The organism is Neptuniibacter sp. QD37_11 (assembly GCF_047778105.1).
Classification (GTDB): Bacteria; Pseudomonadota; Gammaproteobacteria; order Pseudomonadales; family Balneatricaceae; genus Neptuniibacter.
In genome coordinates this window covers 109,793-128,576 of the sequence record NZ_CP180554.1, presented here as the reverse complement: position 1 = coordinate 128,576, position 18,784 = coordinate 109,793, and the positions used below count along the sequence as shown (strand labels likewise).

At 43.1% G+C, this 18,784-nt stretch carries 22 protein-coding genes, 15 tRNA genes and 1 pseudogene; 26 read left to right on the top strand and 12 right to left on the bottom strand.

The features are described from left to right. The first annotated feature begins 53 nt into the window (after positions 1 to 53). From ACMXYT_RS17865 to ACMXYT_RS17835, 7 genes are all read left to right on the top strand, one after another. Positions 54 to 2,147 (top strand): hypothetical protein, encoded by a 2,094-nt coding sequence (locus tag ACMXYT_RS17865; protein WP_415912970.1) that lies wholly within the window; start codon positions 54 to 56, stop codon positions 2,145 to 2,147. 61 nt (positions 2,148 to 2,208) lie between these two features. Next, entirely contained in the window at positions 2,209 to 2,385 is a 177-nt protein-coding gene (locus ACMXYT_RS17860; protein ID WP_415912969.1) for a hypothetical protein, read from the top strand. A 14-nt stretch (positions 2,386 to 2,399) separates the two neighbouring features. Beyond that, entirely contained in the window at positions 2,400 to 2,708 is a 309-nt protein-coding gene (locus ACMXYT_RS17855; protein ID WP_415912968.1) for a c-type cytochrome, read from the top strand. A 112-nt stretch (positions 2,709 to 2,820) separates the two neighbouring features. Then, positions 2,821 to 3,237, top strand: a complete 417-nt coding sequence (locus tag ACMXYT_RS17850) for a hypothetical protein (protein ID WP_415912967.1) — start codon at positions 2,821 to 2,823, stop codon at positions 3,235 to 3,237. A 103-nt stretch (positions 3,238 to 3,340) separates the two neighbouring features. After that, positions 3,341 to 3,592 (top strand): hypothetical protein, encoded by a 252-nt coding sequence (locus tag ACMXYT_RS17845; protein WP_415912966.1) that lies wholly within the window; start codon positions 3,341 to 3,343, stop codon positions 3,590 to 3,592. Beyond that, the gene (locus tag ACMXYT_RS17840; RefSeq protein WP_415912965.1) at positions 3,589 to 3,849 is read left to right on the top strand and encodes a hypothetical protein; all 261 of its coding nucleotides are present in this window, start codon (positions 3,589 to 3,591) and stop codon (positions 3,847 to 3,849) included. The genes ACMXYT_RS17845 and ACMXYT_RS17840 overlap by 4 nt, the downstream gene beginning before the upstream one ends. Before the next feature lie 48 nt (positions 3,850 to 3,897). Continuing rightward, entirely contained in the window at positions 3,898 to 4,470 is a 573-nt protein-coding gene (locus ACMXYT_RS17835; RefSeq protein ID WP_415912964.1) for a hypothetical protein, read from the top strand. Positions 4,471 to 4,523: 53 nt separating this feature from the next. Here ACMXYT_RS17835 and ACMXYT_RS17830 read toward each other — a convergent pair whose 3' ends face one another. Next, positions 4,524 to 5,804, bottom strand: a complete 1,281-nt coding sequence (locus ACMXYT_RS17830; RefSeq protein WP_415912963.1) for a hypothetical protein — start codon at positions 5,802 to 5,804, stop codon at positions 4,524 to 4,526. A 112-nt stretch (positions 5,805 to 5,916) separates the two neighbouring features. Between ACMXYT_RS17830 and ACMXYT_RS17825 the strand changes: the two genes are divergently transcribed. The 15 genes and pseudogenes from ACMXYT_RS17825 to ACMXYT_RS17755 form a co-directional block, all read left to right on the top strand. Beyond that, positions 5,917 to 6,939 (top strand): hypothetical protein, encoded by a 1,023-nt coding sequence (locus ACMXYT_RS17825; RefSeq protein ID WP_415912962.1) that lies wholly within the window; start codon positions 5,917 to 5,919, stop codon positions 6,937 to 6,939. A gap of 284 nt (positions 6,940 to 7,223) precedes the next feature. Then, a tRNA-Ser gene (locus ACMXYT_RS17820) sits at positions 7,224 to 7,313 on the top strand. A 7-nt stretch (positions 7,314 to 7,320) separates the two neighbouring features. Beyond that, positions 7,321 to 7,396, top strand: a tRNA-His gene (locus ACMXYT_RS17815). Positions 7,397 to 7,406: 10 nt separating this feature from the next. After that, a tRNA-Leu gene (locus ACMXYT_RS17810) sits at positions 7,407 to 7,491 on the top strand. A 7-nt stretch (positions 7,492 to 7,498) separates the two neighbouring features. Next, positions 7,499 to 7,590 (top strand) — tRNA-Ser (locus tag ACMXYT_RS17805). A gap of 41 nt (positions 7,591 to 7,631) precedes the next feature. Further along, positions 7,632 to 7,717, top strand: a tRNA-Leu gene (locus ACMXYT_RS17800). A 40-nt stretch (positions 7,718 to 7,757) separates the two neighbouring features. Then, a tRNA-Leu gene (locus ACMXYT_RS17795) sits at positions 7,758 to 7,844 on the top strand. A gap of 11 nt (positions 7,845 to 7,855) precedes the next feature. Then, positions 7,856 to 7,945 (top strand) — tRNA-Ser (locus tag ACMXYT_RS17790). 5 nt (positions 7,946 to 7,950) lie between these two features. Continuing rightward, positions 7,951 to 8,034 (top strand) — tRNA-Leu (locus ACMXYT_RS17785). 6 nt (positions 8,035 to 8,040) lie between these two features. Beyond that, positions 8,041 to 8,130 (top strand) — tRNA-Ser (locus ACMXYT_RS17780). A gap of 7 nt (positions 8,131 to 8,137) precedes the next feature. Continuing rightward, a tRNA-His gene (locus ACMXYT_RS17775) sits at positions 8,138 to 8,213 on the top strand. A gap of 9 nt (positions 8,214 to 8,222) precedes the next feature. Continuing rightward, a tRNA-Leu gene (locus tag ACMXYT_RS17770) sits at positions 8,223 to 8,307 on the top strand. Between the two features lie 6 nt (positions 8,308 to 8,313). Beyond that, positions 8,314 to 8,407: transfer RNA gene (locus tag ACMXYT_RS17765), tRNA-Ser, on the top strand. Positions 8,408 to 8,415: 8 nt separating this feature from the next. Further along, positions 8,416 to 8,492: transfer RNA gene (locus ACMXYT_RS17760), tRNA-His, on the top strand. Between the two features lie 125 nt (positions 8,493 to 8,617). Beyond that, positions 8,618 to 9,157 (top strand): annotated as a pseudogene (locus tag ACMXYT_RS17755) (ATP phosphoribosyltransferase regulatory subunit); the annotation flags it as partial. Positions 9,158 to 9,357: 200 nt separating this feature from the next. Here ACMXYT_RS17755 and ACMXYT_RS17750 read toward each other — a convergent pair. Then, complete coding sequence (locus ACMXYT_RS17750; protein ID WP_415912961.1) at positions 9,358 to 10,164, bottom strand: hypothetical protein; 807 nt, start codon at positions 10,162 to 10,164, stop codon at positions 9,358 to 9,360. A gap of 272 nt (positions 10,165 to 10,436) precedes the next feature. On the opposite strand from ACMXYT_RS17750, the gene ACMXYT_RS17745 reads away from it, so the two are divergent. Both ACMXYT_RS17745 and ACMXYT_RS17740 read left to right on the top strand, forming a co-directional pair. Then, positions 10,437 to 10,523: transfer RNA gene (locus ACMXYT_RS17745), tRNA-Leu, on the top strand. Positions 10,524 to 10,593: 70 nt separating this feature from the next. Then, a tRNA-Ser gene (locus ACMXYT_RS17740) sits at positions 10,594 to 10,681 on the top strand. Between the two features lie 139 nt (positions 10,682 to 10,820). Here ACMXYT_RS17740 and ACMXYT_RS17735 read toward each other — a convergent pair. The 4 genes from ACMXYT_RS17735 to ACMXYT_RS17720 form a co-directional block, all read right to left on the bottom strand. Beyond that, complete coding sequence (locus ACMXYT_RS17735; protein ID WP_415912960.1) at positions 10,821 to 11,390, bottom strand: YceI family protein; 570 nt, start codon at positions 11,388 to 11,390, stop codon at positions 10,821 to 10,823. Further along, entirely contained in the window at positions 11,387 to 11,935 is a 549-nt protein-coding gene (locus tag ACMXYT_RS17730; RefSeq protein WP_415912959.1) for a cytochrome b, read from the bottom strand. Before ACMXYT_RS17730 ends, ACMXYT_RS17735 begins: the two co-directional genes overlap by 4 nt. Positions 11,936 to 12,092: 157 nt before the next feature. Then, positions 12,093 to 13,472, bottom strand: coding sequence for an efflux transporter outer membrane subunit (locus tag ACMXYT_RS17725; protein ID WP_415912958.1), 1,380 nt, complete (start codon positions 13,470 to 13,472; stop codon positions 12,093 to 12,095). 30 nt (positions 13,473 to 13,502) lie between these two features. Beyond that, positions 13,503 to 14,033, bottom strand: a complete 531-nt coding sequence (locus ACMXYT_RS17720; protein ID WP_415912957.1) for a TetR/AcrR family transcriptional regulator — start codon at positions 14,031 to 14,033, stop codon at positions 13,503 to 13,505. Positions 14,034 to 14,147: 114 nt separating this feature from the next. Between ACMXYT_RS17720 and ACMXYT_RS17715 the strand changes: the two genes are divergently transcribed. Next, the gene (locus ACMXYT_RS17715) at positions 14,148 to 14,426 is read left to right on the top strand and encodes a hypothetical protein (protein ID WP_415912956.1); all 279 of its coding nucleotides are present in this window, start codon (positions 14,148 to 14,150) and stop codon (positions 14,424 to 14,426) included. Here the strand turns inward: ACMXYT_RS17715 and ACMXYT_RS17710 are convergent. After that, positions 14,423 to 14,647, bottom strand: a complete 225-nt coding sequence (locus ACMXYT_RS17710; protein WP_415912955.1) for a hypothetical protein — start codon at positions 14,645 to 14,647, stop codon at positions 14,423 to 14,425. The genes ACMXYT_RS17715 and ACMXYT_RS17710 overlap by 4 nt on opposite strands. 213 nt (positions 14,648 to 14,860) lie before the next feature. Next, positions 14,861 to 15,394, bottom strand: coding sequence for a hypothetical protein (locus ACMXYT_RS17705; RefSeq protein ID WP_415912954.1), 534 nt, complete (start codon positions 15,392 to 15,394; stop codon positions 14,861 to 14,863). 235 nt (positions 15,395 to 15,629) lie between these two features. On the opposite strand from ACMXYT_RS17705, the gene ACMXYT_RS17700 reads away from it, so the two are divergent. Next, the gene (locus ACMXYT_RS17700; protein WP_415912953.1) at positions 15,630 to 15,995 is read left to right on the top strand and encodes a hypothetical protein; all 366 of its coding nucleotides are present in this window, start codon (positions 15,630 to 15,632) and stop codon (positions 15,993 to 15,995) included. A 5-nt stretch (positions 15,996 to 16,000) separates the two neighbouring features. Here the strand turns inward: ACMXYT_RS17700 and ACMXYT_RS17695 are convergent, their stop codons facing one another. From ACMXYT_RS17695 to ACMXYT_RS17680, 4 genes are all read right to left on the bottom strand, one after another. Continuing rightward, positions 16,001 to 17,155 carry a hypothetical protein gene (locus ACMXYT_RS17695; RefSeq protein WP_415912952.1) on the bottom strand — a complete coding sequence of 385 codons (1,155 nt, stop codon included), beginning with the start codon at positions 17,153 to 17,155 and terminating at the stop codon, positions 16,001 to 16,003. 35 nt (positions 17,156 to 17,190) lie between these two features. Continuing rightward, on the bottom strand, positions 17,191 to 17,496 hold the full coding sequence (locus ACMXYT_RS17690; protein ID WP_415912951.1) for a hypothetical protein: 306 nt from the start codon (positions 17,494 to 17,496) through the stop codon (positions 17,191 to 17,193). After that, positions 17,447 to 17,704 carry a hypothetical protein gene (locus ACMXYT_RS17685; RefSeq protein WP_415912950.1) on the bottom strand — a complete coding sequence of 86 codons (258 nt, stop codon included), beginning with the start codon at positions 17,702 to 17,704 and terminating at the stop codon, positions 17,447 to 17,449. Before ACMXYT_RS17685 ends, ACMXYT_RS17690 begins: the two co-directional genes overlap by 50 nt. A gap of 71 nt (positions 17,705 to 17,775) precedes the next feature. Then, on the bottom strand, positions 17,776 to 18,783 hold the full coding sequence (locus ACMXYT_RS17680) for a hypothetical protein (RefSeq protein WP_415912949.1): 1,008 nt from the start codon (positions 18,781 to 18,783) through the stop codon (positions 17,776 to 17,778). Position 18,784 lies beyond the last annotated feature (1 nt).

The following is an 18,784-nucleotide window of genomic DNA, read 5'->3' as shown; positions in this document are numbered from 1 at the left end:
TATAACGGAAAATAATAAGCGCGTAATAGTGGGGTTCTGCATTGAGCGAACTATTGATTAAGCAACTTGATGCCTGCGAAGAAAACTTTAAAGGCCATCAAATCTACCTTTCAGGCCTTCGTGGCTTCTTCAAAGAACATGGCTATAAGATTCTTCTTAAGCGATCAGGGGAATACACACTCCCTGATAGCGATGAGGTATGGAAACCATTCTTAAAACGACTCAATAGCATATTCACAAAAAATCCAGAGCATTTCATGAGTTACTGCCCTTTTGGGTACGTGAAAACGCTACTTAGCATAAAGCATATTCGATCACTTATACAGTCCGGAGATGAACTGCCTGCGTTAATTTGGCATGACGGGAACTTCATAGACGTTGAGTATATGCATGCCAACCGGCAGCTAGGGACTGAAATCACCCTATCCTCATTAAAGAACATTGATGATATCTATAGCTCTTCATGGATAACCACCCAATACAGACCTAAGGAAGTCGTATTGGCCTTAGTTAACCTATATGACTTTGAAACAGGTCTGGTTGAGGGGGACTGGGAAGCTGAGATTGAAAGGCGGGAGGAGCGAAAAGAGACTTTGCATGAGTCATATCTATCGTTTTTTGAGAAGATATGGACACCTCGCCAACTCAGCAAAGCTTTCTCAGAAGAGCCGCAAAAACTTAGCGGAAAACTCACTAAATCAAAATGGGAACACATTGTTAGGCAGTGTTTTAAGTCCGTATTTAAGGAAAAGGGAGCAAAAACCTACCAAGAAGCTTTTTCTCTCCTCCTTACGTCCCAATTTAGATATGGGTTTGGTAAGTCGCTAAGTAAATCACTCGCAGAGAAGATCCACTTTGTGGTGACTAAATTAAAAACGGCCTTTCCAATTTACGAACATTTACTAGAACAAAAAATTTCTGAAGCAATATATTCAGCGCGCGATTCAACAGATGGACCGGTAGCCAAATACATCCTTACCATGCCCAATAATTTGGTTAAAGGTGAACTAAGGCGCATTAAGCGCATGAAGTTATCTAGGAAAACCATCGCAACCTATGAGGATCACATGCATATAGATGGCCTCATGCGCTTTGCTCATGATACCAAGCGCGGTATTTACGACTTGCATATCGTTTTATCCCGAATCGGTGTCAACCATAGCACGATTAGAAACCTCATCACCCAAGTGTTTAGTAAAAAACTTTGGATCGACAGAAATACTCAAGATATTCATGACCATGCTACATCATATTTGCGAAATATTTTTGGCTTGGCGGATGCCATTGATAGACACCCATGCAATCCTGAACTGAATAATAAAATTTTTAAACTCCTTACTAGTGAAATAGGCGGTGGGGGATTCAATGCAGCAACTCTTCGCACCATTAAGGAGTCTGCAGCAACCAACCACCTATCAAGAATTAAGCATAATAGCTTTAATTCACTAAGCGACCTTATCTCAACACTCCTGAATGACCCTCAATTGATTGATGATGTAATTTCCATGGCAGAAGAAAAGAGGTTTATTTTTGATGAACTTGAATGCCGCAATACGATTAAAGCAATGACTCTTGGGAAAACACTTTCAACTTACTTGAACCAAGTTCCTAAGGTGCCAGAGGATAGTGAATCAAAATCGGTTATTAGCCAAAAATTGGGCCCCTTAAGTATTTCCCTTTACCCGCATAACCACCTTATTGGTGCTTTGGGCGCTGCCGTACCGGGCGTTTGCATAGGATTTACATCGAATTATCATCGCAGCCATCTGCGTGAAGAGTGTCAAAATCTTATAGTTCATGACGGCGAAAAGATTTTACTTTGGGGCTTGGTGGTAAAAGCTGAGTGCGGCGCATTCTTTCTTAATAATTTCCAAGGCAGCTTGCCATCAAGGTACGCTAAATTTAAATCAGATCTTGTTGAAGTCGTGCAGACCCTACTTTCAGGTATTGGCAATGTTTACTTAATGGAATTTGGTTTCAATGCTGTTAGTTTGGCGAAAGACTTGATGCAGAAAGAGGGCATTGAGCTTCATCTACCTAAAATGAGGCTCGATGTCCCTCAAGATGATGAAGGCTGGGTGAGAAGTAATGCTCTTTACAAAATACCCGCCTCGGAATCGGCAAAGCTTCGGCAGCATGCTGCTTGACATTCAGGTTTAATTAATTATTATCCTTATATTATGTATTGATACTTTCAGGTTTTAAAAGATGATTATCACAGAAGAGATGCGGAAGGAAATGGCTAAAGCAAGAGAAGATCTCAGATGCCCTGAATTCCGTGCTGCATCTGAAGCGCGATGCCGCGAACTGCAGGAGCAATTCAGGCGTGAAAGTCGACTTACAAAACCTAGCGAAGCCCTTTTGAAATCACGAATGACTTTGTAACCCTTGGAGAAAAAATGATGAAAAAACTGCTTTTAGCTTCTGCACTGATTGCCACTTCCTTTACCGCTCAGGCGGCTAACTTTGAAAGTGGTCAGGCTGTATACGATGCGCACTGTAAAGGTTGCCATGAGAAAGGTCTGGTGCAGGCCCCAGTTTCTCATGACTCTGAAAAGTGGGCTGCTATCAACGAACAAGGCATGGAAACCCTGCTGACTACCGTTAAATCCGGTAAAGGCGCTATGCCCCCTAAAGCCACTTGTGTGACTTGCGATGATGAAGACTACACAGCAGCGATTGAGTATATGTCAGCACCCGCTGAATAAACTCTGCGATAAATATAAAAAGCCGGGCATGCCCCGGCTTTTTTTGTGTTCGATAATTGAACAAAAAGAGTAAATGAATTACTATAACAATAAATAACAAGTGGGCAATATTATGAAAAAGATCCTTATGGCGCTATTTTTAGGTGCTTTCATGTCATCTGCTGTGTCTGCAGCATCAAACCACCGTGACTTTACTTCTGAGTACCTCAACAATTTCGGTGCTCGTGACTTTCAAGCACTGATCCAAATGTTCGATTTTGACTATGTCGGAAAACAGGATCAGCAGGGTATCAAGGATTATGTTCGCAAAAGCTTTGCAGGTAAACAAATTCGCCGTATCTATGTGGATGAAATAACTCGATCGTATCAGCCTTCAATTTTTAATGGCACTACAGCGGAGAATTTCAATGTTCGCCCTACGGGCATTCTAAACATCCACTATGTGCACAACGACGGCCGCAAAAGCCATGATCAATACATTGTCGGCCGAAAGGGCGGTCAGATCATGATTGGCCAGTACTTCCGCTAGCAACGGGGTCGGTATTGGATAAATGATAAAATTAATTTCTATATTTTCATTACTACTCCTCGTTGGGTGTGCCGATCGCGTTCCCCCCGAGCAATTGGCCTCCATGGAGGAGGTCGGCTTCTGGCATGGACTATGGCATGGGTTAATCATCCTGTTTGCTCTGATTGGCTCTTTCTTTGATAGCAGCATGACGTTGTTTGCCGCCTATAACAATGGAGCGTGGTACAATCTAGGGTTTGTTCTGGGTGCGCTAGGTTCTGGTTATGCATTCTTTTGGGGCTGCGTGGCAGGAGTTGGTATCTTTATGGCTGCCCTATATGCGGCCTTAGATTACGCCGAAAGGTTTTTCAAATGAGCGCTGAGGTGTCGGGATTTTGGGATGGCTTAATTGATGGACTCCTACTTATTTTATCCATGCTTGGCTGGGTATTTGACCCACCTGCTGAGTTTTACACTATTTCGAATAACGGTGGGTCATACTGGTATGGCTGGGTCTTAGGAGGCCTGCCGACTTTCGTCATTACTGGTACCGTCCTGTTTATTGCGCTACGTTGCTTTTGTAACTTTGTATTTACCGCTTTTGTTGCGCATAAGATGACCTCTAAAAAATAGCCCTTAATCTACGGCTGTTTAACAAAAGATATTTCTAGGAGATTATTTATGTCGACCCCGGCCACTATCCGCTTCCTTAATAAGAGGGGAGAGGCATTTTCAGGCGTTTATATACATTATGATTGTGACTTAGGGTTTCTTATTGATTCCATCCTAGATGCTTCCAAGCACATCATTCCTTTTCCTATTAGATGTCTTGGCTCTGATAAACGCATACGTGTCCGATCCGAATGCGCTAGCAATTTAGGCTGCGAGGAATCCGATCTAAAATTCGCTTACGGGATTGATAAGTATGCGATTGCATTTACTGCAGCACTGTATAATAGGTTTGATATTTACGAAGATCATAAGAGCCAAATAACCGTTAAAATCGGAGGTTCTGAGTATAAAAGTAAGCCTGAATTCTATAGCGGTACTGAAGACTTTATCTCACAGCTTGATTTAAACTCTAATTACAAGGGCAATATCGTATATTTGGTTGATATTAGCTTTCCCAACAAATCAGAATTTAGTTTGGATTATGAGCCGGTGATTGCCATCACTACTGGGGTAGGTGATACAGTATTTAAAGGGAGCCTTTCGAAATTAAAATCGGAAAGCAAAAATCTATTACACCCTTAAGGCTTTCATTGAAAAGCCCGGTATATTCCGGGCTTTAATTTATAGTTTACGCATTAACTTAAGGCGATCGAGCGATCGAAATCTTGATTAACTTTAACCTCAGCCTTTATTGCATCACGTAATGCTATAGGATCAGCATAATATTTTTCGTTATGAAGAGTGATATTTCTCCGGAACAACAGCCCGTCATCGTCAGCAGCCTTCGTCACTGTAGCCATCATGTTTTTAGCTTGAGTATGCTGAAATCGATCCATCTGGTTGAAATATTTTTCTTCACTAAAAATACCAGTGGGCATCTCAATAAACTTTGAAACAGCCTTTACAAGCTCTGAAGGGCGATCAAGTGATTTTACGAGTGGCGCCATTTGATCCAAAGTATCTGTCGGCTGAAAGAATTGAATCTCCTGATCCTTTCCACCCTCAAGTTGCTGCAAGAAATATGTTAACTCCGTCAGATTTAATACCGAACCAACTTCCTCATTTTGCTTGTTGATACCATACAGGTCCTCATGATTTGCATTGCTGAGATAGGTACGAAGACGATCAGGGTTAATAGTGCCATCTTTTCGAATCATATTTTGAACATCACGGCGAAGAGCTCGACTGTTGTCAAATGCTGTCGCATAGTTAAATGTTGCATAAGTACTGAAACCTTCACAATCAGGCTCAGAAAGGGTTTTGTGTTGAGCTTTAGAGGCTGGATTTATTGCAATTGCTATACTTAGGCGATCAGTCCATTCTGGCTTACCATGCTCTCTAACCCATTCATAAACTTTTTTCCGAGCCTCTCCAACATTAGCTGCTGAAACAGAGATGGGTATACGCTTGTGGCCATCAGCCAAGCCGACTTGACCGTCATATTGATGGGGAATACTAGGTTTTGCTGCAAGATCCCTGACATAAGACAGTGAAGAGTCAATCTTACTATTGCTAGTAACTATGAATTTAAATAGGGGTTTGCCATTCTGCATAAATTCGCAAGTTATTTCATGTGGATGGTATGCGGCTTGATAACTATTCTCTTGTTTGAGTTTCTCTAACGCTTCAATAAAGTCAACGCTTGGCTCAATTTGGAGTCCAATTCTACGAAGGCCGTCACCCTTAAGCGCTTCCTGCAATTCTTTATGTACACTTAAATCGGACTGTCCTTGTATCGCATTATAAGCACGAGTAAATAAGTTGTTTTGGATTAACCCATCATATTCCCGACTATGGGTATCATGGTTGTTGTAAAATGAATGGTCAACGAGATCTACAAAATTGCCATCTCGTGCAATAAAGTCCAAATGCCCAGCGAAAAGCATCTCTTTGTTAGGGTCGTGTGGTCGAGCCATGGGCAGTATTCCTCGCACTTAATCTATTTATATATTATAACAGATTTAAATATTCATAACATATCTATTACTTGATATAATTAGAGTAATTAATCACACCAAGGTGGCCGCTATGAGTTTTGCTTCCAACTATCCACGACTGTATCAGTCTATCTACTCCCTACAGAAAGCAACAAGGGATATTGATGCCTTAAAAGAGGTAATAGAGGACATCGTGGATGATCCTAATTTTAATTACTCCCGTTTTAGTGATCCTCAAATCTGCATCTCCCTAACTGACAAGCATGTCTTTATTCGCGACAAGATGTCTCGATCAGCGGCAATCAGTCATATGAGGTCAACATCTTCAGCCCATGAAGGCTATACGCCAATAACTGTTGCCCTGAAGGATTTTATGCATTTCTCATCAGGGTCGTTGAGCGAAGGTGTTGAAGTCCAGCTCGATACGAAAGGGATGGCCAATACACTTTCATCCATGTGTAAGAATATTGCTAAAAACCATCTTAATGAATTGGTTGCACATCTTGAGTCATTTCAATTTGAAGATGCAGACTACATGTCTAAAATCTCAGGCCTTGATCCAGTAGCACCAAGATTTGGAGATACTGGCATCTCGTTTGTAAGCAAAAGTAGCAAAACAGGCGACTGGGAAGCATTCCGATACCAATTGGGCATGATTTTCACGGAGAGTGGGAAGATTGATGGAATTGCTCTTGGCACTCCACATTTGGAATCAATGAGTACCGAAGCTATCAATGAAGCCAACAAAGACGGAGATCTTATTAAAGATATCTCTAATTTTAATTACGACAGTTTCCGCTTTAACGTTCTTGAGCGTGATTTTGGGATTAACTCTAGCGCCCACAGTACAATTATAGGTGATAGCCCTGCCAAAACTATGAATGCAATGGTTCTTACGTTAAGAACGCAAATGGGTACCTATTTTAATCACGCCCTTAAAACAGGTGAAGACAAGTTTAATTTGGTTGAGACATTTACTGGCAAGACTTTAACCGACTACATGGAAAGCACGCCAGTAGAGCAGCAGCTGGAAGGGCTTGTAGACACGTATATTAACAAACATGCTTTACAGCAAAATATGGAAAAAGAAGAAGATTTGAAACTTTCTGCATAAATTATAATATTTTTTATTGACAGGACTTAAAACGTATTATAAGATTGTTTCTATTATCACATTTTACAGAATTTTTAGGATTTATTTGAAATGACTATCTTACTCGCATCAGTTTCTAGCAGCTTACTGTCACATGACAGCTTAAGCTCGCATCTGCGTGCCCGATAGTCGTTCCGATTAAGCCCTAGGCAAAACCGGAAGCGACAGGCTTCCGAGTTAGACCAAAAAACCGGAAGCCGTTAAAAGCTTCCGGTTTTTGCGTTTGTGGGCTGGAAAAAGTTTAAGGAAGATTGGCTGAGTGGTCTAAAGCACACCCCTGCTAAGGGTGAGAGTCTGAAAGGGCTCCGAGGGTTCGAATCCCTCATCTTCCGCCAAATTGTGGTGTATGTAGCTCAGTTGGTAGAGCTCCGGATTGTGATTCCGGCGGTCGCGGGTTCGAGCCCCGTCATACACCCCAAAGTTGATGTGCGTCCGTGGTGGAATTGGGATACACGCTGGATTTAGGTTCCAGTGCCGAATGGCTTGAGGGTTCGACTCCCTCCGGACGCACCAGATTGTAGGTAGGTTGGTTGAGTGGGCAAAAACGCCTGATTTGAAATCAGGAGGCTCTTTTGCGAGGGTCCGCGGGTTCGAATCCCGCACCTACCTCCAGATAGCGACATGTAGCTTAGCAACTACAGTCCATTGGTTTTGCGCCCGTGGTGGAATTGGGAGACACAGCGGATTTAAGTCTCGCTGCCCTAGAGGCGTGAGGGTTCGAACCCCTCCGGGCGCACCAATTTATGTAGGTGAGGGTGATGTAGCTCCCTCAATGTAGTGCCAACGTGGTGGAACTGGTAGACACGCCATCTTCAAACGTTGGTGCCCTTAGGGGCGTGAGAGTTCGAGTCTCTCCGTTGGCACCAAAAAGAGTAGAGGTGAATTGGCCGAGTGGTCGAAGGCAGCGCCTTGGAAAGGCGTAGGGCTGTAAAAGGCTCCGAGGGTTCGAATCCCTCATTCACCGCCAGATTCGCGCCCGTGGTGGAATGGCAGACACGCTGGATTTAGGTTCCAGTGACGCAAGTCGTGAGAGTTCGAGTCTCTCCGGGCGCACCATACAAAGGAAGATTGGCTGAGTGGTCGAAAGCACACCCCTGCTAAGGGTGCGGGTCTGAAATGGCTCCGAGGGTTCAAATCCCTCATCTTCCGCCAAATTGTGGTGTATGTGGCTCAGTTGGTAGAGCTCCGGATTGTGATTCCGGCGGTCGCGGGTTCGAGCCCCGTCATACACCCCAAAGTTGAGAGCGCCCGTGGTGGAATTGGGATACACGCTGGATTAAGGTTCCAGTGCCGTGAGGCTTGAGGGTTCGACCCCTTCCGGGCGCACCATGTTTAGGAAGGTTGGCTGAGTGGCTAAAAGCTCCTCATTCGAAATGAGGCGATCGGGTATCGTCCCGGTCCGCAGGTTCGAATCCTGCACCTTCCGCCAAGGCAAAAGGGTAGGTAGTTTAGCTGGTCAAACCCCCTCGCTGTGAACGAGGAAGCCGCGGGTTCGAAGCCCGTCCTACCCTCCAATTTTTAATGCAAAACCAAGCAGCTTAACATAGGAGATTAATCATGCTTAAAGGTACCCGCATTTTAACTGGCAAAGAAGCACAACTCTTCAGTGAAACCATGATGGAGATAAGGAGCTGTCTTCATTGACCTTGGCTTTGAAGAGGTTATTGTTCCCTCTATTTACAACCTTGATACCTTCTCCATAAAGACAGGACAAGAACTGCAACGACAGATGTGGCAATTTAAAGATCAGAGTAATCGAGATTGCTGCTTAATCCCTGAAGTTACCGGCATTCTCCAAGAGCAATTTCGTGGAAGGTGGTTTTTTGAATACAAAAAGAAACCAAAGCGCGTGTTTTATATCAATCGCTGTTACCGCTATGAAAAACCGCAGATGGGGCGCTATAGGGAGTTCACGCAGATTGGCATCGAGATACTTGGGGGCCGTGATATAGGCGCCTACCGGCAGGAGGCGATTGATACGCTCAAGATAGTGCTGGAGCTATTCGCGGATCTGAAATGTCGCTTCGTCGATTCAGTCAAGCGAGGGCTTGGCTATTACACCTCTAACGGCTATGAAGTGGAATGCGATGCATTAGGTGCTCAAAAGCAAATCGCGGGAGGAGGGTCTTATCTGGAAGGCACTGGCTGGGCTATAGGCCTTGATAGGCTAGTCCTAGCTCGGCAATGTGAGGAATACTTACCAATGGGTGTCGCTATTGAATGTAATGGGCAAGGACCTAAAGAATTACCTTCAGACCCAAGGGGTCGATCAAGTGTGGATAGTGCACTAAAAGCACTGGAGGAGGGTAGGGTTAAGCCGTTTGTCGATCCAGTTACAGAGTAAATCTGATGCCAACAGCCTCTCCGAGCAATGAGGGGCTAATACACCACGAGGTTGGGTATTTTATCAAACATCACCTTATTATCACGGTTGTAAAAGTTGCACTGTTTCTTAAGCTCAATATTAGTGTCATGATAATATTTGGGGCAGGGGGTATGAAGTTCATTATATACCCATGGAACTATAGGGTGATTAGGCTCATTATTTAAGAAAGTATGCAGCTCATAGCTAGTAATAACCTTATCCTTCATTGCTTGATAAAGAGTTGGAGATGGAGCCCTTAATCGATATGCAAATTCAAGCAAGGCGGATTGAAATCTTGCCCCAATAGGCTCAATTTCATACTCACCATGCTCAAATGATGAAGAATATCGAATATAGTCCCTATGGGTCCCATATTTCCAAATTTTGATCAATTTGTCTGAAACAGGATGATTGGGATGGGTCGCTGAATATTGCTCAATATTCCACCTTATTTGCGATTCGATCTTTGAATTTCCTGTCAGTTCAACCAATAAGAGCAATCCTACAAACAATAATCCCGATATAATGGTGCCCGCAATCAAAATACCACTAGCCTCGATATCACTCATCTCCTTATCACCCTCCTTCACTGGGGAAAGAAATTTACAAAGAACGGCATATCCAATGAAAGTTGCCAAGAAAATAGCCACTACACTAATCATCATGTGCTGCAGCTCATTCTTGAAATCCAATTGGCAATAATATGTCAGCAAAAAGGCCAAAGGGATAGCACACATACTTAAGCAAAAAATCCATTTTTTCTGGTCCTTGGCCATGCTTTTTATGAGATTTAATGCGATTCGGTCGCGAAGTTGATACATTAAGAACCCTCCTATATGTAACTTATTATTATACGCCTGTCCGGTGGCTAAGTTAAGGTATTGCGAGTGCCCATATATCGAGAAATGCCATTAAATATAAAGAAAAATATTGCATTGGCTAATTTTATATGTAAAATAGCTTGCAGTAAGATGATAACGCGACCATGGCGGATTCGGTGAATACGCAAGACTTAAAATCTCGCAGCTGAAAGGCTATACTTTTCGATTACGGTCGATCGCATTAGTTAACTTACTGATATAGTTACTTATTTGCACATGTGGTGGAATTGGTAGACACGCCATCTTGAGGGGGTGGTGCTCGTAAGAGCGTGAGGGTTCGAGTCCCTCCATGTGCACCAAAAATTGCAATATTTTTTATAAGAGGTATTGCAATTTAGGCAAGCAATTAGTACTATATTAAAACATTGCGGAGGGATGGCTGAGTGGTCGAAAGCACTGGTCTTGAAAACCAGCGGTCCGAGAGGGCCCTAGGGTTCGAATCCCTATCCCTCCGCCATCCTATTGATATTTATGGGCTTCTAAATGTAAGCCTTTTTTATTGCCTGATAAATCCTGTCAGCTTTATTTGATTACATCAAACCCTTTGTGCAATAAAAAACCTCCAACTAGGAGGCTTTATTTATTAAGCATGAATCTTATTTTCGAATACCTTCGATATGCAACTCTAGTTCAGCATAGCTGCTTGGCCCCATCACGATAATGCCGTAATCCTCAAAGTTGATTTTAGCTGCACCCATGAACCCTGCGCGGTATCCGCCCCATGGATCTTTACCTTCCCCAATGAATTCTGCGTCTATCACTAAAGGTTTAGATTGACCCCGCATGGAGAGTGTACCTTCAACTTTGAGTTTGCCATTACCAAGATCAGTTACTTTGTTGCTTTCAAATACAGCTGTGCTGTATTTATTAGCATCCAAGAACTTTTTGCCCTTGAGGTGCTTATCACGTTCGGAGTGGTTACTGTCGATACTGGTAATATCCAAATTCACCGTTATCTTTGACAGCTCGATCTGGTCCTTCTGGTAAGAGAAATAACCTTCAAAATCACGGAACTGACCCTTGATGAAGCTGTAGCCCAAATGCGGCACCTTGAAGTTTACAGATGCATGAGCACCTTTTGTGTCAATAATATAGTCCGCTGCAGATGCCATGGTTGGCGTTAGTGTAGCGGCAGTAAGAAGTGTTGCTGCGATCAGTTTTTTCATTTGATATTTCCTATCATTTTCTTGAGAGTGTTATCTTTGTTTACAAAGTGATGTTTTAAAGCTGCCAAAGCGTGTAACCCTGCAAACCCGATTAATGCCCATGCGGCATAGGCATGTATGGCACCTGCTACATCCTCTTGGTTTTCAATGAACTCCCCTGCACTAGGGATTTCAAATAAACCAAAGAATTCCATTCCTCGACCATCCGCGGTTGAAATCATGTACCCCGAGGCAAATATAGTTAGCAACAATACATATAGTCCCAAATGTGTGCATTTTGCTACAATCCTTTCGAACCTAAAACCTTCAATTGAAGGTGTTGGCTTTAGCGATACATAGATTATTCTGAACAGTGTTAAGCCAAACAGGCCTAAGCCGATTGACTTATGAAGCTCTGGTGCTGTTTGATACCACTCATTGTAATAATCCAGCTCCACCATCCAAAAACCCAATCCAAATAATCCGACTACAGCTAATGCTGTAACCCAATGGATAGATCGTGCAAGTAATGAAAAACCTTTAGGTGCCTTGTCTTTTTTTTGCATGTTAGATCCAAATTCTCCTGCTGAAATACTTGTGAATAGAGTACATATTAATTTTCGTCATAATAAGAGTGAATTTTAAATCAATTTGTTCCAAAAATTAGATAGGCTTTTTGCAAAGAATTGTAAAGAAAGGAAAGGGGCCCGGAAGCCCCCATTCTCACTGGATAGAATTTCCAAGTGCTTCATAAATTTGGATCACGCTCTGGGCTGTGGTGATATTACTTTGCGCCAAGGCATCTTCCGCAGCCAGCCTTGTTGCTTCAGCTTGGAGCACGTCGATAAAGGCATCAGTGCCTAACTTATATCGCTCTTTTGCCATCAAGGCTGCTTTCTGACTAAGTTTAGCTGTTTTCGCTAAATGGACACGCCTCTCTTGTTGAGATTTGAAATTATCGAGTCCATTTTGAATATCACTAACTGCAGCATGCATTGCTTGGTCAAATCCAATTGAAGCCTCTTTGATCAGCGCATCCTTTTGTTTAAGCTCTGTTTTAATTTGGCTTTGATTCAATCCTCGCCACTGTATGCTTGGTCCTATACTCCCCGTTAGTGCATTGAGACTAAGATCTGCCAAATTTGTAGAGGAGTAGCCAACGCTTCCAGCAAACGTGATGCTTGGATACTGATCAGCGACTGTTATATTGTAGTTAGCATATTGCGCCTTTAGGCGTGCCTCAGCAATCCTGATGTCTGGCCTATTACTAAGTAGTTCAGATACATTACCAATGTTGATGACTTTAGGGAGGTTCGGAATCCCTGTCGAGCCTATTAAGTACGCTTGAAGCTCTCCGGGTAGCGTCCCAGTTAAGATCTCCAGCGATCGCTCAACAGAATTAAGCTGATACGTTAGGGTGGCCAGAGATGCTTTAGTTTGCTCCAGTTGAGCTTTTGCGCGAACCACATCCAGCTCACTAGAAATACCCGCTTCTAGAAGCAATTGACTCAGTCGTACAGTTTCCTTCTGGTTATTGACGTTGCCATTGGCTATGCGTATCCGCTCCTGCATACCCTTGTAAGCAATATATTGCTTAGCAACGTTTGCAACCGCAATGCCCTGAACGTCTTCTAGAGTATATAGTGCTACCATTGAATGTGCTTGAGCTATAGCCTCACCAGCACTCAACTTATTCCAAAAATCTGCCTGCCACGTTATTTGGTAGTTAAGGCCAATTTGATCATCGTACCCACTGGGTGCAGAAGGACTCTTAATTCGCGCAACACTACCGCTAGTTGATTGTGAAACATCCTGATCTAACGCCACTCTTTGGCTTGAAGCCATTGCACCTTCAAGTCGAGCGGAAGCTGTTCGAATATTCCAATTGGCTTTCAGTGCTTTCTCAACGAGGCTTTGTAGCGCAGGGTCATTAATCTGATTCCACCATGCGGCAGTGCTAGCCTGTTCTGAGAATGAATTATCTGTAGTTAACTGGGTGCTTTTAATTAATTGGTTCGCTGCATCTCCACTTTTAAATGCCTTAGGCGCCACACATCCAGTTAAGGTTGCACTTATTAGTATTGCCAGTATTGTTTTCTTCATGTTTATTATTCTTATTTTGTTAGGTTTGATTTAGAGAATGGCGTCCATAAAGCGTTCTAGTTGTACAACGTATTCAGCACGGGTTTCTGCATACCTCGCAAACCCCTTACATGCCCAATAGATAACTTCTGCCAGTTCTTCCGGATTTTCATAACCGCCTTTGATTAAGTGACAGGATAGGGCATCTAGGAATCGCTCCGTATGTGCTTGAATGATTTCTTTTGCATGAGTCTGACCTGCTGTCAGCATCTCTTCCGCATAAGGGGAGGTTTGAAACAACTCCACGTACTGGCCGCACCAACCGTCAAATAGCTGCACGTACAGCTCTTTACTGACTGGTTGCCTCATTAGTTCCTTACTGGACTCATAATTGAGATTGAAACAGTAGTTGATAGCGTCCTTAAACAGCTGTTGTTTATTGCCGTGGCGCAAGTAGAGGGTCTGCCGTGATACATCCAGTGCTTTTGCGATCATTTCTAAGGAAGTCTTGTTGTATCCATATTGCAGGAATACACCAATTACCTCACAGAGGCGCTCCTCTGTGTATTTTTGGTTGCCCATAATTGTTAACCTTTACAACTTATGTACACAATGTAAATAATAAGGATTTGGCTGTCAATTATTTCTGTTATATTATTGCTTGATTTTTTGACATTGCTGACTATAATCAGCGGCATGACTAAATATAGATTTGAAATAGGATCACAGGATTGGTTTAAAAGAAGGCAGCCAACTCCAACGTCTAAAGTGATCAAAGAGGTACGCCTTCCTAACTTTCAAAAAATCGATAACAGCTACTGCACTATGATCGTTGAATACGAGGATGGTGAGATATTAGAGCTTGAGGCTCGCATCGTCATGAATGATGGTCATGGTCGATTTCCTCCTAAATGGTCTGCACAAGGACTAAACCCCCACGGGATAAGCATACTAGTGAGGCTAATCGAAGATTAGCTTGCTAGCAACTGACTTTCTCCGGCAATGAATTCTAAGTGCGTCTTTGTGATCTTTTCGACAGTTTGCAGAAGTTCAATATTCATAACATCCAACTCAAGGGCGTGAGCCTTATCCGCCTCAGTCACAAACGAAGTGTAACAAACGCCATGCAATGCACTAACATAAAAGTGAGGCTGAGTTTTGGTGCGCAGATAATAGATTCTGTTTGGTGCTGTCATGATTTTTGTCCTTTTTTATTATCATGGGATTTGGCAATAGGTGCGGATAGGTACGCAAACAGGTCAGCTCGACGGCCGCGTGTAACCGACAGCCTCTGAGTAGGTAACAGGGAGTCCCTTTCTGGCGCCTTTTTGTTATTTTTCATCTGAAAATCTCTGGATTTTCATTACTATAACATAAATAAATAAAAGAGCCACTAGGGCTCTTTCAATCTAAACCGTTAGGGATGAATCATTATCCCTTTGTCTATTCTTATTGTTCTTCTTCTCTTTTTGAGTAGCAATATACTCAGGATTAACCTCTAGATCTGCAAGAAAACTTTCGCGTGCACCTTTTTGCTGATCTAGGGTTTGTGTTGTGCCAGTGTCGGAGATATTAGGTTGCAACTTTACAGGACTGGATTGATTCGCCACAACTTCATTGAGCAGATTGGAATTTATAGCTTTTTCGTCTTGCTGGTGCTTATAAGCAGACTGAATTTCTTCAATATGATCGCTATTAAAGGGGGATGGAGCGTTCTCAGTTGCCTCTTGGCGAAGCGCGAGGATTGCCTCAAGATTTATATTCTCTTCTTTAATCCCACTCTCATCAAAATATGCATCTAGGTGCATGCATATGCTATTAGCATCATTTTGATTGAGTGCAGTGCCAATAGCCACCCCAGCTACCAAAATAATGCGCGGTGCATTTATATCGTTCTCAACACCTGTGTCAGATGCTATTTTTGATGTGGCAATTACTGTCATATTTAATTCCTCGAACCTATACCTAAGCGCTTGCCATAAAGCACCGCTAGATTAGTTATTACTAATTATACCATAAGCACCTTAAGCCTAAAATACCCTATTCTCATAATAAGGCCGACATTCAAATCCCTTACTAAGGCAGCACTTTTAATACTCGCCCACACTTCTGCGAAAGCAGGTAACTTTCACTCTCTGAGATATCATTGTATGATACTTAAACAGGAGTGAAGTAGAGATGAAGAAGAGCTTTTCTATAGCGTACAGTGAATTATCAGAGCATTTCATTTTCTGGCGGGATGGAGCTAGGGGTGTCTCTGGTGGCTTCTTTAATGCCCATGAGGTGACTTTTACCGTTGAATCCTCAGTTCCACCCAAGCTTTTAAATAAACACTCCAAGCAACTACTCATAGCCTGTGAAGCCCTTGCTTCCATTTATAGCAAATCTCCTGATGTGATTATCAAAGCCCCCAAGGGGCAGCTTTGGTACAAACCGGACAGCCATTGTATACAGGCTCATCCACTAAGGCAGCAAGGTGCTGAGATCATCTTAATCGATTCTGGATATCAGATAAGAGAAGAGGGTGCCGACACCCCCTCTTAAGAAGACTAACGGGACAGGCTGGGACTATCCTCTTCAGGATTAAGGGCCTGATGCATCTCTTCTTCACTCAACATCGCATGCACCTTACCATCACCCAAGTCCACATTATGGAATGTCGTTGGGTAGCGTTGGAAGGCATTACCACCACTTGAGAATCCGTAAACCACTTGGGAGTTTAAATCGAAGGATGTGCCATTTTCGAGTGCAACCTTAACGCGCGCATCCAGCATGCCATCACGATAAGAGGCCGAACCTTCAAGTGACTTAAGCGGCGAGTGCTTAAGCAGAGGAGCCAGTTTTGCGGCCTGCTTGTAAGCAAACTTATCACAAATCATATCAGCGAACTGCTTACCTTCAGCTTCCTTCATCTCCTGTGCATCTTCATGGAGGATATAGTCACCATCCATTGTATACTGGAAAATTTTATTAATACCCATATAGGCCTTCGCCCACGGTAGATCCTTTTTGAATTCTTTCATTTCAGCAGAAAGAGCAGATGTATCTTCAATCTTCTCAAAGTGCATGATGGCCATATCAATATGGCGCTCCTCATAAGCCTTGATCGATTCCCAGCAAGGCTGTGCCATGGAACGAGCCTGCACAATGACATGTTGGCGATCATCTTTATTTGACGTGTAGACAGCACTCACACCATTTTCTTTGCGGGCAGCCTGAGCCGCTAAGCGATCCTCTAAGGCCTTTCCTGCCATCTGATCTAACTCTTTGAAAGTATCCTTATAGCCTGCTGCAAGCTCACAGATAGGGCGGATAACCTTCATCTCAAGCCCCTCTAGATCAACGTTGGATTTTTTTGCCAGCTTTTCTGCTTTTTTTAGCATGCCTGCGGCCGAATGCACTGAAGGGTCTGCATAATACATTTCCAGATGAAAATCGGATTTCTCTGTGTTGCCGATGAGGTCATTAACCCGCACACCAACTCGGTGTAAATCATGGATAGCACTATTAATGCGTGATCGTCCGTCTTTGACAGCAGTCTTCGTTAGCTTTTCCGCAGCGTAAAGGAGCTCAACTTGCTTATCGCAAAGCTCTTTAAGTTTTGACAATACACTCAAATATTGCTCAAGCTGTTGCTCTTTAGGTGCTTTAAAATCCACACAGTTTTGCATATCAGAATGTCTAAATGTGACTAACTCACGCATCAGTTATCTCCTTGTGAATGCTTCTTATAAAACGATCAAGCGGTAAAATCAAGCTGGTTGTATTGCCCTTTGCGAATAGCCTTTGCCAATCTCTCAAGATTGTCAGCTAATTTCTCAGCTGCTTCTTGCGGTGTTTCTTTTTCTGCTGCTGGGCATTCAGGTAATACTGCCACCCAACCAGCAAGCGATTGCTTCAATGAAAATTCATGTGTTAGCGACGCATTACCGTTGTTGTGCGAAATCCCATAGGCACATTCATAAACCGGCGGGCGGGTGAATATATCCTTGCTGCTATATACGGGATTGACGGACAGAAGGCGCACTTTGCTCTCGCTGGGCATGTAAACTCCGCTTTTCGATTATTTGTTTATATCCGCGGTAAAGGCTGACTGATCCCATTACAGAACCGATTAAGAAAAGCCCTACAAAGATAAATGAAGCACGGCCTAAAGAGAATTCAACCGCCACTGCAATAGCACCGACCAAACTGAACACTGAGAAGGCCATGGCGCTACGCAAGTGATAAGATTCTTTACTCCAATAAACCATATCGTGGCCCTCTGATTAATAGCGTTACATTAATTATAACGCATTTTAATTAGAGGGGGAAATACTAAACTTTAACTTGGATACAAGCCAGTTAGCCTATTAACCAACGCCATCACATCCATAAGTTCTAGCTGAGAGAGATTGTGATTCGACATTTCGCGTTCATTAGACACATCAACGGGACCAAACGCACTCGGTACCTCAAACTTATAATTTTCATCTGGGACTTCCAACTCAGCCGTTACAAGCCCACCCTTGTCAGCAAACTTGTCTACTTCCCAGACCTCGCCGCCCAGACGAACCATGTACCTGTCTTTAATCAATAAGCTCTCACAAGTAGAAAGTAGGAATTCAACATGTTCTGGCGGAACCATCCATTCGAATTCGCGGCGAGCAATCCCCGCATTAGTGCTCTTGATTGTAAAGTATCCTGTTTTGCGCCCATTCTCTTCGGAAAGACGAACTCGATAAACAAAACCATTATTCTCACCCAAGTATCCTTGGGTAATATGCTTAACAGGGTATTTTTCTTCAGTTACCGACTCAATAAATTCAGGATTTGTGATGAGGTATTTGTATTCAATTTCTGTTGTATCATCCTCAACTTCCTCACTAGGAGTGAATAGGTGAGGGACATATTGCGCTAGCCACTGATTGATGTTCTTATTTATGTAGTCAGCATCACCATTACTACTACGAGCAACAATATCAACATACATCTGAAACTGACTTAACATCTCATACAAGCGCTCTTCCGCGGCATCATCAAACAATCGACGCGTCGTAGTGTCAATGGCTACATAGTCACCTGTATTGTACGCACTCATGAGGGCTTCAGATGCTCGCTTACCCGGGACCTGCTTTGTTCGAAGCCCATCAAACACTTCTCGCATATCCTCACTGAATTTCCCAGCGGGCTTATCAGCCATAAAGCTTACAGCGAAGTAGCTGTCAGGGTCAGCATAGAAAGCCAGCACCTCCATTAGTGATTCAGAGCGCAAGGCAAGTCGGTTATTATGAGCTTTTAGGCGTTCGTTCTCCTGCTCAAGTTGAAGAATGCGAGCATTTTTTTCAGTCATG